This is a genomic window from Sorangiineae bacterium MSr11367 (genome assembly GCA_037157805.1).
GTDB lineage: Bacteria > Myxococcota_A > Polyangia > Polyangiales > Polyangiaceae > Pendulispora > Pendulispora rubella.
Window position 1 is genome coordinate 3,396,345 of sequence record CP089983.1, and the last position, 13,515, is coordinate 3,409,859.

The following is a 13,515-nucleotide window of genomic DNA, read 5'->3' on the forward strand; positions in this document are numbered from 1 at the left end:
ATGATTTACATGAAGGCGGGAAGGCGGGAAGGTTTTGTGAGTTTTCAATTGGTCTAACGAGACCCATGAAAACACCAAAAACTCTCTCTGATCTTCCCGTCTTCCCGTCTTCCCGTGAATTCTCTCTCTTAGCTGCGCACGCCGTAGAGGTGTTCCAGGGCGAGTTGGTCGAGGTGCTCGAAGGCGGCGCCGCGCTTGGCGAGGGTCTCGATGTCCGGGGTGAAGTCGCGGACGGTGCGCCAGGTTTCGCCTTGGGCCAAGGTTGGAATCGCGAGTTGGTCCACGCGCGCCTCTTTTAGTGCCGCTTTTACCTCGGGATCCGCGCGGAAGGCGCGCACCTTCTCGCGCAAAATGAGCCAGTTGCGCATGTTGGCGGCGGCCGAGACCCAGACGCCGTCGTCGTCCTCGGTGCGCGGAGGCTTGTAGTCGAAGTGAATCGGCCCGTCGTAGTCGCTCGACTCGATCAGATCGACCACCCAGAATGCACCGCGCGAGTTGCCGGCGCCGAAGCGCAAGTCTTGATCGAAGCGCGGCCCGTGCTGCCCGTTCAAATCGATGTGATAGAGCTTCTTGTGCCAGAGAGCCTGCGCCAGGCCATGGGTGTAATTCATGCCGGCCATTTCCTCGTGGCCCACCTCGGGGTTGAGGCCGACCAACTCCGGATGCGCGAGCTCCTCGATGAAGGCGAGGGCATGCCCGATGGTCGGCAAGAGAATATCGCCGCGCGGCTCGTTGGGCTTCGGCTCGATGGCGAAGCGCAGCTTGTAGCCCTTGTCGAGCACGTACTGCCCGAGGACGTCGAACGCCTCCTTGTAGCGATCCAGCGCCACGCGCATGTCCTTCGCCGCGCCCGTCTCCGCGCCCTCGCGGCCGCCCCAACACACGTAGATCGAGGCGCCGAGCTCCGCGGCGAGGTCCAGGTTGTCCATGACCTTGCGCAAGGCGAAGCGGCGCACGTCGCGGTCGTTCGAGGTGAAGGCGCCGTCCTTGAAAATGGGATGGGAGAACAGGTTCGTCGTGGCCGTGGTCACCACCACGCCCGTCTCGTCGAGGGCTTTGCGGAAGGCCCCGACGCGTCGGTCCCGTTCGGCGGCGGACGCCTCGAAGGGGAAGACGTCATTGTCGTGGAAGTTGACGCCGTAGGCGCCGAGCTCGGCGAGCTTGCGCACCGCGCGATCGGCCGCCATCGGTGCGCGGGTGGCCGGGCCGAACACGTCGACGCCCTGCCAGCCCACCGTCCAGATCCCGAAGGAGAATTTGTCTTCCCGGCGCGGGGTATAGCGATCCTTGCTCATCGATTGTCTCCTCCGTCTTCGTTTGCGTGTGGCGCTTCTTTCCATCCATCGGTGGCATCGCGAAGGTCCGCGTAGCGCGCGCGCACGTGCGGCGTGGGGGCGGCCTCGTACTCGCGTGCGGGGGCGGCGGGCCATTCCGGCGGGTGCGGCGTGGCGGCGAGCGCCCATGCGGCCTGCCGTGCGGCACCCAGCGCGACGTACTCCGCAGGCTCGGGAACGTTGACCTTCATGCCGAAGATCTGCGGGGCCAAACGCCGCACGGCCTCCGATCGCGCGCCGCCGCCGATCATCAGCACGCGCTGCGGGCGCGCGCCTTGTTGCACGAGGTGATCGACGGCGTCCGCCAGGGACGCGAGGAGCGCTTCCACCGCGGCACGGGCTAGATTTTCGCGCGTGGCGTTGCGCGTGGTGAGCCCGCGCAGCACGCCCGTGGCATCGGGCCGATTCGGCGTGCGCTCGCCATCCAAGTACGGAAGGAGGGTCAATCCACCCGCCCCAGGCTGCGCCGCGAGGGCCAGCGTGGACAACTCGTCCAAGGAGCAGCCGAGCAGCTTGGCCGTCGATGTGAGGATGCCCGTCGCATTCAGCGTGCACGCCAGCGGGAGGAAGCGGCCCGTCGCATCGGCGAAGCCGGCCACGAGACCGGAGGCATCGGCCGCGGGGACGTCGCTCACGGCGAAGGCAGTGCCCGAGGTGCCAATCGACACGACCACGTCCCCGGGCGCGAGCCCGAGGCCCAGCGCGGCCCCCATGTTGTCGCCCGTGCCCGGCGCCACGAGGGCGCCCCATTCCGTCTCACCGACGATCTCGTTCGGACCGGCGACGCGCGGAAGCTCCACGGGATGGCCCAGCGCCGCCGCCGCGATTTCCGGGCGGTACGCGTTCTTGGCCGGGGACCAGTAGCCGGTTCCCGAGGCATCGCCGCGATCCGTCGTGGGGGACTTGCGCCCGCCGAGCAACCACGTCAGCCAGTCGTGCGGCAAGAGCACGGTGGCCGTACGCGCGGCGTTGGCCGGCTCGTGTTCGGCCAGCCAGCGCAACTTCGTCACCGTCATGGAGGCCACGAGGACGCTTCCAAGAAGCGACGCGCAGGCGGCCGGGCCGCCCAGATCGTTCACGATGGCCGCAGCCTGCGGTGCCGAGCGCGTATCGTTCCACAGGATCGCGGGCCGGATCACCGTACCGCCCGCATCCAGCACGACCATGCCGTGTTGTTGCGCCGCCACGGCCACCGCCGCCGCGCGCCGGAGCAAGCCATTGGCCTGCTCCAAGGCGAGCTGCCAATGCCGTGGATCGCACTCGGTGCCGTTGGGGTGCGGTGCGGACGCTTGGTCGACCACCGCGCCGTCACGGGCGCGGCAGAGCACCACTTTCGTCGATTGCGTGGACGAATCGATACCTGCTACCAATGGTTCGCTGCTCATAAGGCCTCTTTTGTAGCGAAATCGAATTCGTAAACTATATGGACAAATGATGGCGATCAAGGCCGGCGAGCAAGGATGGGGCGTTGGCCCCGTGCGTCATGGGACCATGCGCGACCGCAACCTTGCGCTCGTGCTGGACCAGATCGTGCGTCATCAACGCATCACCCGCGCCCGGCTGGCCGAGATGACGGGATTCACCAAAACCACCGTCTCGAACCTGTTGGCGGTGCTGGTGGATGCGGGGCTCGTTCGCGAAGGCGGCATCTTGTACGAGGGAGAGCGCCGCGGGCGGCCGGGAACGGCCGTCTCCGTTCACGGGGCAGGTGCCGCCGGGCTCGGTCTCGAGATCAACGTCGACTACCTCGCGGCGTGCGTGGTCGATCTCGCGCGGCGCGTGCGCTACCGGCACGTGGTCGCGGCGGATCACCGCGGCCGCCCCCCCGAAGCGGTGGTGGAATCGCTGGCGAGGCTCGCGGAAGAGGCCCTCGGCTCGGCGTCGCACCAAGGGCTCTCGGTGGCCGGGGCCACGGTCGCCTTACCGGGCCTGCTCGATCGCGAACGCGGGTTTTTGCGCCGTGCGCCCAACCTGGGATGGAGCGACGTTCCGGTGCAAAAGCTTCTTCAGGAAGGCTTGCCCGAGCTTCGGCTCGCGGTCGAATACGACAACGAGGCCAACCTTGCGGCGTTGGGGGAGCTCTGGTTTGGCGCGGGTGCCCAGCTCGGGGACTTCGTGCACGTGTCGGGCGAGATCGGCATTGGCGCCGGCATCGTGGTCGGCGGAAACGTCTTCCGCGGGGCGCACGGATTCGCTGGCGAACTCGGTCACATCGTGGTGGAGCCGGGCGGGGCGCGGTGCGGGTGCGGCGCACGCGGTTGCCTGGAGCAGATGGCGGGGCAGGAGGCCATCTTGCGCGCGGCGGGGCTCGATGCCGTGGCGGTCACGTCGGCGGCGAGCGCGGGTGGGTCGATTGCGGCGTTGGTCGATCGGCTCGCGAAGGGGGACGATCGCGCGCGAAGCGCCGTGCGGAGGGCAGGCAAGGCGCTGGGCGCGACGCTCGCGGCGGTGGTCAATCTGTTCGATCCCGACGCCATCGTGCTCGGCGGCATCTTTTCCCCGCTGGCACCATGGGCCAAGCCGTCGATCGAGAAAGCGCTCGCGAAGGGGGCGGGCACCTTGCGCGATGTGCTGCCGCCGCTGGTCGTCTCGGAGCTCGCGGGGGGCGCGGCCGTGCTGGGCGCCGCGGGAAGCGTCGCCTCCCGCGTCACGGCCGATCCCGCGTTGCTGCTGGAGGAATAGACTACGGTCCGACGTCGCGGAACGTGCCGTTCAGAAGATCTCGCGTCCAATCCGTCATGCGCGTGCCGCCGACGGAGGTGGAGAAAAACTGGCCGCCCACGAGCCACACGTGGCCGGTGGAGGGCACGTAGTACGTGGCGAAGCGGTTCCGGGCGCCCCCGCCGGTCTGCCGCAGATCGCGGAGCGATGCTTCCCAGTCGGCGGTGGAGAAGCGCGCCGCGGGCGGTGAGCAGGCCTGGCCGCCCATGTTGTACCACTCGATGTCCACGGCGTCGTCGTACGCGTTGACGATGCCCGTGCGATGGTTCGCACCGCGTGCGTAGTGCATCGTGAGGTCGACGAGGAAGTCGCTCTTCTTCGGGCAGTCGCCGCCGCAGTCGGCGAGCACGGTCGCATCCAGGTTCCAGAGCTGCCGCATGAGATCCTGGAAGCACGCGGGGGCCGTTCGCGTGGGGGTGGGCGGGCCCGAATCGGGAATGGCGACCATGGGCACGTTGCCGAAGCGGCGCGCGACGTGCGACGCATTGTAGAAGGCACCGAGGCCGCCGGCGCTCGAGCCGGTGAGAACGACCTGCGATGCATCGGGAAACGTGGCGATGATGCGATCGAGGAAGAGATCCAGGTTCGTGTACCCGACGAACTGCTGCGGGCCGACGCCGGGTACGTTGCCCTGGGGCCTGTTGCCCGCGTGCCAATCTCCGGTGCAATAAGGCACGAACACTTGGTTGTAGTCTGCAAATGGATTCGCCGAATTGCCGCGGTTGAAGATGCCATCGTTGCCCGAACGAGGCCCACCGTTGGCGCGGTTGTTGTCGCAGCTCCACTTGCTGAAGCAGGCGCCGCCCGAGTCGAGGTAGATGAGCACCTTCTTCGACCCGGGGACCCAGTTGACGCCGATACCGGTGCCGGAGCCGTCGCGGCAACGCGCGCCGGGGAAGTCGACCCACGTCCACGTGCGCGCGGGCGCTTGAATTGGACTTGCCGCGGCCACAGCCGAGGGGACGTTTTCCTGCGCCGCGGTTTCCTGCGGTGCGTCGTCGCTGCTGCAGGCCGCGAGCGCGAGGCACGCGCCCAAACCCAGAGCCGAGGTGACCATCGAGGGGCGGTGACGCATCCGAGGAAAAATGATGTACGTCATCATTATCGTCAAGGAGCATTTTGGTTACCCGCGCAACACTCCATTGCTCGCGCCCGCTCTACCGTGGACGGGGGGCGTGGCGGTACGCTCGCTCGATGCGCGTACGTTTCGGACTTTGCATCGCGGCGGTTGGGACGTCGATGGCCGGTGGTGCTCACGCGGCCACGTTTTCGGTGACGACGACGGGGGATGCGGGGGCGGGCTCGTTGCGCGATGCGATCACGCAAGCGAATGCGGCGGCAGGGCCGCACACGATCAACTTGACGGCGACGGGCGCGATCAGCCTGGCGACCGCATTGCCGAACATCGCTCAGGCGACGAAAATCGTCGGGCCGGGGGCGGCGAATCTGTCGGTGCGAGGAAAGACCGGCGGGCGCTTTACGGTTTTCGTCGTCGCGGCGGCGGTCGAGATCTCCGGTGTGACGATTGCCGGTGGTGACGGCGACCGCGCCGGTGGCATCGAGGTTCGCTCCGGCTCGTTGAGCCTCTCCGACAGCGTTCTCGCGGACAACGCGGCCGACATGGGCTCGGCCATTTACGCAAGTGCACCGCTGACCATCACGCGGACGAATATTTCGGGGAACAAGGGCGGGAACGCCGCCATCTATGCCCTCAACACGGCCACGATCACCGACAGCGTCATCTCCGACAACGCGACGACGGCCATCGTATTTCCGCCCGCGGCGCGCGTGCTCACCATCGACCGGTGCACTCTATCGGGCAACAACGGCGCACGAGGCGTGGGCGGCCTGCAGCTTCAAGGCGGTACGGCGGTCGTCACCAACTCGACCTTCTCGGGCAACATCGGTCGTCTGGGCGGTGACTTTTGGACCTATAGCGATGGAGTCACCTTCCAGCTTCTCAATGTGACGGCCATCGGTGGCTCCGCGCCATCGGTCCTGGCGGATCATGCTGCGACCTTCTCGCTGCGCAACACGATCCTCTCCGGCACGGGCGATCGCTGCCGGGTCGCGCGGATGAACATCACCACGAAGGGGCATAACCTTTCCAGTGATGCCACGTGCCAGTTGGCCGACGCCACCGACAAGCCGAGCACGGCGCCCATGGCGGGCGACCTCGCGGACAACGGCGGATTGACCAAGACGCATGCGCTTCTCGCCGGCAGCCCGGCAATCAACGCGGGTGACAACGCCTCATTGCCGGCCACGGATCAACGGGGGCGAGCGCGCATCTCCGGTGCCGCGGTCGACATCGGCGCGTACGAGGTGCAGGAGGACGTCGATGCGGGCACGGACGCTGACGCGGGCACGGGCACCGATACCGATGCGGGCACGGACGCTGGTAGCGATGCGGGGCTCGATGCCTCCTTCGACGCCGGGCCCCGTGACGCGGGCGCCGATGCGGGCGGTGGCGGTGGCGATGACGGTTGCGACATGGCCCCTGGCCGGGGCGGAGGCGGCACGGGTGCGGCCGCATCCGCCCTGGTGCTGGGGTTTCTCTTCGCGCGGCGCCGTCGCGTTACGGGTTGGCGATCGTGATGTCGTCCACGTAACCGCGGAAGTCGCCGGTGAGCGGACCGTAATCGTACGCGATGAGGACGCGGTCGATCGTCTTGCCGGCGAGCCACTGGCCGATGCGTGAGCGCGTTTGTGTCCACGCATTGACGGTTCCGCGCGGCGCGCCCGGGTGCATGCTCACGCCGTTCAAGTCCGTCGCGCCCGAATCACGGAGCGTGGAACCGTCGGTCATGATCAGATCGACCGTGATGTGCTGCCCGAGGCTGTTCTGTGGGTACGTCCAGAACGACAGCTGCGTCGAAGACTGCACCGGGATGTTGACGTCGAACGCCTTGAAGTACGCATGCGACGCGGTGGTCTGCGTGTCGCGCCCGGCGAGACGGAAGGAGCGGCTCGCCGCATGAACGGGCTCGCCCGACACCGCGCCGAACTCCGCGCCCGTCACGCCCTGCATCGCCTCGGTCGTGTTGTTCCAGGACAGCGCGGCATCCGTCTCTTCGGCGCCGCTTCGGAAGAAGACCGGCCCTGCGGTGAGCGGGATGGGAACCTGCGCACTGACCGGATCGAGCCGCTCGATCATGCGCGTGGCCTTGCCGGCCAGGCGGAGATAGAAGTCCGAGGAGACGTACGCGCCATCGGAGCTCAGTGTCAGGAAGTACTGATTCGTCGGCGCCATCGACGAGTCCTCGGCCGCCTTCGCGATGGCCGTGCCCTCGTCGTACTCGTCGAACATGGCAATGTAGGCGGCCGGGATGCCCGCCTCGCGGATGTTCACGGCCTGCCTCCAGAAAAGGTTTCCCTGGCGTCGCGGGAAATCGTTGCGCGGGCCACCGTTCCAATTGGACCAGGCGAATCCGGGGAAAAACACGGGTTGGTAGGCGATGCCGCGCCCGTTGCAGTAGTCGCGATCGGGCACGAGGTAGGTGTTGCGGTGGTTGTCCACCTCGCCGTCGGTCTTGTAGCGCCCCACCGTCCACGGCGAGATCATGTCGAACTTAGCGTAGGTCGCTTCGAATCCCGGCTTCGAGTCCCCGGTGCTCGTGCGCCAGTTCGTGGGGACGCCGCCGATGACGTAGACCCCTTGCGCATGGAACCAATCGATGAGCGCCGCGGCCTGCGACGGCGTTCCGGGATTGTGGGTAAAGCCCAGCCCCCAGATCGAGACGACGGGCCTGCCGTCCTGCACGGCATAGCGCGACGACGACGTGAGCCTTAGCTGCCCGACGATGGTGCTCGTCCAATCGTTCTGCACGTTCTGGACGAAGGTCGCCTCGTCCATGCCGGTGATGTCGTACATGAGGTAGAAGAGCCGCCCGGTGGCCTCGGCCGCGTTCTTCATCTTGGTGGCGATGCTGTCGCGGTGTGCCTTGAAGACGGAATCGCGCAGCTCCCCCGCGAACCGCTGCAGCGCCGCGCCGTCGATGCCGTACTGCTGCATCCAGGCGAAGTGCTTGTTCACGACCTCCGTCGGGTACGACGAAAAGAGCTTCGCGGGCGATCCATTGCCGAGCGGCGCGTACCCGGTCTGAAAGAGCGATGCGGCCGAATACTCGGAGACGTCCGGGTATAGCTCGAACGACTGATACCCCGGTGCCGGCGCCCCCGCATTCGATTGGTACGTACCGCGCGACCAGTGGCTCCAACGCTCCACGGGCGAGCCGTCCCCGTAGGCGGTGAACCACCCCTGGTAGCCCGCGATGACTTTGTCCTTGATGCCTTGGCTGACGATCGCCTGCCTCGTCTCGCCCTCCGGGGCAGCGGTTGCACCCGGCGCAGCCTCCTGCTCCGCGCCCACACAACCCGCCGCCGCCACCGTTGCCAGTGCCAGTGCCCCTAAAATCCCACGAAATCGTTTAATGATGATGATCATCATCGATCCCTGGCAGGCGCGACGGCGATGTCAAGGCGAGCCGCTTGCGCCATCCTCGATTGAGGCGAGGGCGACCTCGGTTCGAAAAAACGACACGGCCCCTCCACCTTCGCGTTGACAGAAGAGGTCCGATCGACGAGATTCAGCGCCCTCAGAGACGCGGGAGTAACTCAGTGGTAGAGTGCCACCTTGCCAAGGTGGACGTCGAGGGTTCGAATCCCTTCTCCCGCTCTTAAGACTAAACCAAGTCCATCGGAAAATTGAGCTAGTTAGGGTCGCTACCCTAGCTAGCTTTTTTCGTTGGATCTCTGCTCTTCGCTAGTGGGGCGAGGCGCCGCTATGGATGACGGCGCGAAGAATCATCATCAGAGCGATAGCGTCTTTGTACTTGCCGCCCGGGCCATAGGATCCCGCAACACGCATGAAGCGGAAGCCGTCCCTTGTTCGGACGCGCAGCCCGGTAGCATCCTTCAGTGCCCGGGTGTCTACTCTCCCAAGGCGGCGGATTGCGATACCGGCCGATCAGGGACTCGCCGTCGGCCCGCTATGCGAAAGCGACCGCTTGTCGCACGCCGACCACGGCGTCGAGGGCCGCTTTGGGAATGGCACGTGCCCCAACGTCCTTCGTCCAAGGCCCCGACCACGTAAGATGCGCCAAACCATGACCGACGTGGAGCGTGGGACGCTCGTCCACCATCGCCATCAAGGCGCGACGAACCGGATCGGTGAGCACCGATAGAGACGTCTCTGCACCCCAGAAGCGGTCCTTCTGCACGCCAAAGGCGGGAAGCGCCTCCGGAATGCTCGTGCGCAACGCGCTCGCAAAACCGTTTGCACTCCCAGGCAAAATCATCTCGATGAACGTCGGCTGCCCCGATACGTTCGCGAATACCATTCTCGTGGTGAAAATGAGCGGGACATCCTCGACACGGAATTTCGAAATGTAACCGAAGTCTCCCCACCGCTCGAGGCGGGCACCCGGTACGAAGTCTTTTAGCCAACTGGCCACCGCGGCGCGAAACTCGAGTGAAGGCCGTTCTTCGATGAGCCATGGCCCTTCCTCGGCGGGTGACGGCGGATTGGGGACTTCGTCGGGGCACCGTCGAAGATTCGGTGCCTCCAGGCGCGCGTCCTCGAAGATCGCCAGCAACGCATCCAGCGCGCCCACGATATGGACGAGCGACGCCATGTTGCCCTCATCGACGGCTGCGAACGCACGCGGGTAGCAGTCGGAGACGGCCTCTCGGACGTGAGCCGGCAAGAGGCTATACAACAGCGGCGAAATCTCTCGCTCGAGGCTCGCGAAAGCTGCGCGCTTTTCTACGATTTGGTTCGACAGCCCCGCCAATCCGTCTCGGTACATCGTCATCGACGATGCCGCATCGGCACCCGGAGGTACAAGGTGCGGACATCCCACAAGGTGCGGCGGCCTTTTCGCAACGCTTTGGGACGATTGCAATTCATCGCCGGCTCGATTTCCAACCCATTCGCCGGAGGCCCGCTGGAGGGCGGGCCTCGGCCATCCCTCACTTTGCGAAGTACGTCGTCGCGCGCTTCTGGCCCTTGGTCTTGACTTTCTTGCCAGCGACGAGGTCCTTGAGCGGCCGGGGAAGTTCCTTGGCCTCGAGCCCCAGCTCCGCGCGGATTTGTTCGGCGCGCAAACCTTCGGGGTGGGCTTTGAGGAGCCCGATGATGTTATCGCCCACGGCCCCAATCTCCTCGTCCGAGCGGCGATGCAGTCGCCCGCCACGGCCACGAGGTGATTTCGCCGGCGCGCCACCGCGGGCGGGCCGAGGTGCTGCGGCGGCCGCCTTCGATTTTGCCGGCGCGGAAGCCGTGCGGGCGCCTGCCCCCACGAGCTCATCGAGGGAGGCACTGCGCATGGCGGCGAGCACGCCCTGCGCGAAATCTTCTGCGAGTTTGTTGATTTGATTTTTGAGATCCATAGACGGCGAAGCTACCGGTACCCTATCGGGCGTCAAGAGATAGATATGAATTCTGCGCCATCGGAGCGCCTTTTCGTTTCCGCGGCCTTGGTCTGGCGCACTTCGAGTGTGTCGACGTGCAGCCCAAATGTGGGCAAGGGCCAGTGGCGCGGGGGCGGATTTTTGGCCCAGCATCGCCGATACTTCACCGAAAAGGGTGTCACGATGCGCCAATTTTGGTAATTGATATTATGCCGGAGCAATCGATTGTGCCCGATCCTACAAGGCGTTTCCCGGATTGCCGACGAGGTCGCCTTTTAGAAAGGTGTAGTGCATCACGCGGCCCGTCTTCTTCTCGTGCGCCACCGTCACGTCGTCGAAGACGGCTTCGATGCCCCAGCTATCCTCGAGTCGCGGGCCATCCTGTAGTTGAAAGTGGAGATGCGGTTCGGTCGAGTTTCCCGAATTGCCGCATAGGCCCAAGACCGCCGCCTTCTTGACGCGTGCACCGACCTTCACCCGCAACTTGGTTGGTTGAAGATGCGCGTACAACGAATACAGATGATCGGTGTGCTTCAAGATGACCATATTGCCGGGTACGAGGTACGGATTCTCCTCGCCGGGCTCATTCTCCTGAACTCCGTCGACCGCGGCGACGACGACGCCGTCCGCCACGGCGAGGACCTCTCGTCCGTAGGCGTGGTAATCCTTGTTCGTCCGGCCGTCGGTGCGATGTGTTTTGCCATCGGGGCCGACCACCACCAGGTCGACGGCTCGTCGTTGGCTCGGATTGTCCACATGGGCGTTCACCTCGCGACGATCGCCTCCCCAATGGACCAACCATTGTCCGCGGTAGGGTAGTCCTAGCGACACGGTACTCGTAACGACGGGAGGGGCCGGGGCCGGTGGCTCGTTGAACTTCAATCCGGATACTTTTCCGCTCGGGTCGACGTGGAGCTCCACGCGCCATTCACCGCGTTCCGTTCGAAAGCGGTAGAAGCCTTCATTCTCGTCTTGCGGAGGCTCCACGCGGGACGAACTTTCGATTCGCCCTTTGGCCTCGAGAAGGCCATCCACGATGCGCGTCAGTTTCTCCACGGGGAAAGCCTCGCGCATTCCGTCCCCGAAAAGAGAAGCCATGCCCGGTGCATCCTTGGCGTTCATTTTGCGCACCAATTCCGCGGCCACCTCGTCGATTTTCGAGGACGTTGCTCCGGCGGCAGGAGCCAAAGCCGGCGCGCTCGCCGCCGTTTGGCATACCGGCGTCGCTGCGTCGGGCGCGGCAGCCCGATGTGCGGGCGACCCGCCGCACGAAAGGGAAGCGCCAAAGCACACTGCGCAACCGAGTAACCACCGGCGTGCGATGGACGAACCAACCTGGCGATATCGTGATGAAGTAACCGGCGGCTCGCTTGGGTAGGAAGAGGAGGAAATGAACATGAGGGTATCGGCCTTCGTAGCTGGCACGTGCGGCGTTCTTCTGGCGGTTGCACCGGGGGTGGCGCATGCGGACTACACGACCACGGTGAACGCTCAGAGTCATTGGGGCACGTGGGAGGGGTGGGGGACGTCGTTGGCGTGGTGGGCAAATGCGTTCGGCAACCGCGATGACGTGGCAGATATTCTCTTTACGCGCAACGTGGTCCGTTATGACAACCAGGACATCCCCGGCTTGGGTCTGAACATCGTGCGTTACAACGCCGGTGGCTCGACGTGGAACAGCATCAACGGCCAATCGATGGTGGCCTCGCCGAATATTTCGAAATATACGCAAATCGAAGGATACTGGCTCGATTGGTTCAGTGCCGACCCGAGCTCGAGCAGCTGGAACTGGTACGCGGATTCGCCCCAGCGCAACATGATGTGGAAGGCACGCGATCGCGGTGCCAACGTCTTCGAACTCTTTTCCAACTCGCCCATGTGGTGGATGCTCTACAACCACAACCCCTCCGGTGCGGCCGATGGCGGAGAGAATCTGCAATCGTGGAACTACCGGCAGCACGCGGTGTACCTGGCAACCATCGCGCGGTATGCGCACGACCACTGGGGCATCGATTTCAGCTCGGTGGAAGCCTTCAATGAACCCTCGGCCACGTGGTGGAAGGCCGACGGCGGACAGGAAGGGTGCCACATCGGGGTGGGCGTTCAGCAGCAGGTGATCAACTACCTGCGCGCGGAGCTCGATGCGCGCGGCCTTGGTTGGATGGCGGTCTCCGGCTCGGACGAGACCGCCTACGACACGGCACGGGACACCTGGAATGCGCTGAGCGCCGAGGCCCGTGGCAACGTGTGGCGCATCAACGTGCACGGGTATCAATACGGCAACGGGCGCCGCGATCTGCTCTACTCGACGGCCTCCGCCGCCGGGAGAAAGATCTGGAACTCGGAGTATGGAGAAAACGACGCCAGCGGAAATGCGTTGGCGTCGAATCTCAATTTGGATTTTCGCTGGCTCCACCCCACGGCGTGGGTCTATTGGCAAGCGCTCGACGGCCTCAATTGGGGATTGATCTACGCCAACGGCGGGGCGGGCACGTTGGGGCAAGTGAACAACAAGTATTTCGTGCTGGCACAGTACGCGCGGCACATTCGCCCCGGGATGCGCATCCTCGACGGCGGCGAGGGCAACACGGTGGCCGCCTACGATGCGGCGGCGCGCAAATTGGTCATCGTGACGACGAATTATGGCACCGCGCAATGGATCAACTACGACTTGTCGCGCTTTGCCTCCGTCGCGGGGCAATCGGGGCTCGTACCACGGTGGGCTACGACGATCGGGACCGGGGCGGGCGAGCACTATGGATATCACGCCGATACAAATTTGCAGGGCAAACGCTTTTGGTCGTGGTTTCCCGCCAATACGATTCAAACCTTCGAAATCGACGGTGTGACCCTCTGATCGGATCCGAGCGCACGTCGTCGTGCTTCGTCCGGCTCACGCGCCACTTTTCTATCGGCGACGCCGCTGGAACGAGGAAACGTCCATCGTCGCAGGACGGCGGCGTAACATTCGTGACATCGGTTCGAAGGCAACCCGAATCTGCGCTTCTTGGAGCCTCGGAAAGGCGCGCCTGTCATCGAAAGAGGT

Annotated in this window: 10 protein-coding genes and 1 tRNA gene; 4 read left to right on the top strand and 7 right to left on the bottom strand. The window is 65.1% G+C overall.

Features of this window, described 5'->3' with window-relative positions; translation table 11 throughout:
* Positions 1 to 128: 128 nt before the first annotated feature.
* Positions 129 to 1,295, bottom strand: coding sequence for a xylose isomerase (xylA, locus tag LVJ94_13750; protein WXB08296.1), 1,167 nt, complete (start codon positions 1,293 to 1,295; stop codon positions 129 to 131).
* Positions 1,292 to 2,719, bottom strand: coding sequence for a xylulokinase (gene xylB, locus LVJ94_13755; GenBank protein ID WXB08297.1), 1,428 nt, complete (start codon positions 2,717 to 2,719; stop codon positions 1,292 to 1,294). Before xylB ends, xylA begins: the two co-directional genes overlap by 4 nt.
* Positions 2,720 to 2,765: 46 nt before the next feature.
* On the opposite strand from xylB, the gene LVJ94_13760 reads away from it, so the two are divergent.
* Entirely contained in the window at positions 2,766 to 4,016 is a 1,251-nt protein-coding gene (locus LVJ94_13760; GenBank protein ID WXB08298.1) for an ROK family transcriptional regulator, read from the top strand.
* A gap of 1 nt (position 4,017) precedes the next feature.
* On the opposite strand, the gene LVJ94_13765 is transcribed toward LVJ94_13760, so the two are convergent.
* Positions 4,018 to 5,112 (bottom strand): pectinacetylesterase family protein, encoded by a 1,095-nt coding sequence (locus LVJ94_13765; protein ID WXB08299.1) that lies wholly within the window; start codon positions 5,110 to 5,112, stop codon positions 4,018 to 4,020.
* A 137-nt stretch (positions 5,113 to 5,249) separates the two neighbouring features.
* Between LVJ94_13765 and LVJ94_13770 the strand changes: the two genes are divergently transcribed.
* Positions 5,250 to 6,653 (top strand): right-handed parallel beta-helix repeat-containing protein, encoded by a 1,404-nt coding sequence (locus LVJ94_13770; protein ID WXB08300.1) that lies wholly within the window; start codon positions 5,250 to 5,252, stop codon positions 6,651 to 6,653.
* On the opposite strand, the gene LVJ94_13775 is transcribed toward LVJ94_13770, so the two are convergent.
* Positions 6,634 to 8,505: a glycoside hydrolase family 71/99-like protein gene (locus LVJ94_13775; protein WXB08301.1), complete on the bottom strand. Its 1,872-nt coding sequence runs from the start codon at positions 8,503 to 8,505 to the stop codon at positions 6,634 to 6,636. The genes LVJ94_13770 and LVJ94_13775 overlap by 20 nt on opposite strands.
* Positions 8,506 to 8,661: 156 nt before the next feature.
* Here LVJ94_13775 and LVJ94_13780 point away from each other — a divergent pair.
* A tRNA-Gly gene (locus LVJ94_13780) sits at positions 8,662 to 8,733 on the top strand.
* Between the two features lie 313 nt (positions 8,734 to 9,046).
* Here the strand turns inward: LVJ94_13780 and LVJ94_13785 are convergent.
* The 3 genes from LVJ94_13785 to LVJ94_13795 all read right to left on the bottom strand — a co-directional run bounded on the left by LVJ94_13785 (position 9,047) and on the right by LVJ94_13795 (position 11,591).
* Positions 9,047 to 9,871, bottom strand: a complete 825-nt coding sequence (locus LVJ94_13785) for a hypothetical protein (protein WXB08302.1) — start codon at positions 9,869 to 9,871, stop codon at positions 9,047 to 9,049.
* A 157-nt stretch (positions 9,872 to 10,028) separates the two neighbouring features.
* Complete coding sequence (locus LVJ94_13790) at positions 10,029 to 10,448, bottom strand: hypothetical protein (protein WXB08303.1); 420 nt, start codon at positions 10,446 to 10,448, stop codon at positions 10,029 to 10,031.
* A 258-nt stretch (positions 10,449 to 10,706) separates the two neighbouring features.
* A complete protein-coding gene (locus tag LVJ94_13795; GenBank protein ID WXB08304.1) occupies positions 10,707 to 11,591 on the bottom strand; it encodes a M23 family metallopeptidase in 885 nt (294 codons plus the stop codon).
* Between the two features lie 274 nt (positions 11,592 to 11,865).
* Here LVJ94_13795 and LVJ94_13800 point away from each other — a divergent pair, with 274 nt between their 5' ends.
* Positions 11,866 to 13,326 (top strand): beta-1,6-galactanase, encoded by a 1,461-nt coding sequence (locus tag LVJ94_13800; GenBank protein WXB08305.1) that lies wholly within the window; start codon positions 11,866 to 11,868, stop codon positions 13,324 to 13,326.
* Positions 13,327 to 13,515: the final 189 nt, after the last annotated feature.

What these genes read in the sequence shown, in the direction of transcription:
- LVJ94_13770 (WXB08300.1), top strand. Translation starts at nt 5,250, where the DNA reads ATGCGCGTACGTTTCGGACTTTGCATCGCGGCGGTTGGGACGTCGATG.
- LVJ94_13800 (WXB08305.1), top strand. Translation starts at nt 11,866, where the DNA reads ATGAGGGTATCGGCCTTCGTAGCTGGCACGTGCGGCGTTCTTCTGGCG.
- LVJ94_13795 (WXB08304.1), bottom strand. Translation starts at nt 11,591, where the DNA reads ATGAACGCCAAGGATGCACCGGGCATGGCTTCTCTTTTCGGGGACGGA.
- xylB (WXB08297.1), bottom strand. Translation starts at nt 2,719, where the DNA reads ATGAGCAGCGAACCATTGGTAGCAGGTATCGATTCGTCCACGCAATCG.
- LVJ94_13775 (WXB08301.1), bottom strand. Translation starts at nt 8,505, where the DNA reads ATGATGATCATCATCATTAAACGATTTCGTGGGATTTTAGGGGCACTG.
- LVJ94_13790 (WXB08303.1), bottom strand. Translation starts at nt 10,448, where the DNA reads ATGGATCTCAAAAATCAAATCAACAAACTCGCAGAAGATTTCGCGCAG.
- LVJ94_13785 (WXB08302.1), bottom strand. Translation starts at nt 9,871, where the DNA reads ATGACGATGTACCGAGACGGATTGGCGGGGCTGTCGAACCAAATCGTA.
- xylA (WXB08296.1), bottom strand. Translation starts at nt 1,295, where the DNA reads ATGAGCAAGGATCGCTATACCCCGCGCCGGGAAGACAAATTCTCCTTC.
- LVJ94_13765 (WXB08299.1), bottom strand. Translation starts at nt 5,112, where the DNA reads ATGGTCACCTCGGCTCTGGGTTTGGGCGCGTGCCTCGCGCTCGCGGCC.
- LVJ94_13760 (WXB08298.1), top strand. Translation starts at nt 2,766, where the DNA reads ATGATGGCGATCAAGGCCGGCGAGCAAGGATGGGGCGTTGGCCCCGTG.